The organism is Gulosibacter sediminis (assembly GCF_014904065.1).
In the GTDB taxonomy this organism is placed as follows: domain Bacteria; phylum Actinomycetota; class Actinomycetes; order Actinomycetales; family Microbacteriaceae; genus Gulosibacter; species Gulosibacter sediminis.
In genome coordinates this window covers 7,143-7,510 of record NZ_JACXJG010000016.1, presented here as the reverse complement: position 1 = coordinate 7,510, position 368 = coordinate 7,143, and the positions used below count along the sequence as shown (strand labels likewise).

At 72.5% G+C, this 368-nt stretch carries 1 protein-coding gene and 1 pseudogene; both read left to right on the top strand.

Annotated features, from left to right (window positions below; all coding sequences use genetic code 11):
• A pseudogene (locus ID132_RS15275) lies at positions 1-130 on the top strand (ABC transporter permease); the annotation flags it as partial.
• 4 nt (positions 131-134) lie between these two features.
• A partial coding sequence (locus ID132_RS08615) for an ABC transporter permease (protein WP_459562466.1) occupies positions 135-368 on the top strand: 234 nt, incomplete at its 3' end.

The following is a 368-nucleotide window of genomic DNA, read 5'->3' as shown; positions in this document are numbered from 1 at the left end:
CATCACGCATCCGCTCTGGGTTGGCCTCGGGCTCGTCGTGATGTTCGCGGCGGCGGTGTTCACGTCGGCCCGGCGCACCCGCGGCATGGGCGTCCCGATTGCTCTGCTCGCGAGTTCGATGGCGCTCGGCCCGTGTGTCGCGATGGCGATCGTGTTCGGCACCGGCGCGCTCGCCTTTGAGCCGCGGTACNCTGCTCGCGGTCGGCGGCATCGTCGTCGGCAACACCATGACGATCGCGACGCTGACGCTGCGGCTGCTCGACGCGGGAGCGCGCGATCACTGGGACGAGATCGAGGGCTGGCTCGCCCTCGGCGCGACTCCGCGCCAGGCCTTCGCGCCGATCGCGCGGCCGGCGGTGCGCAACGCG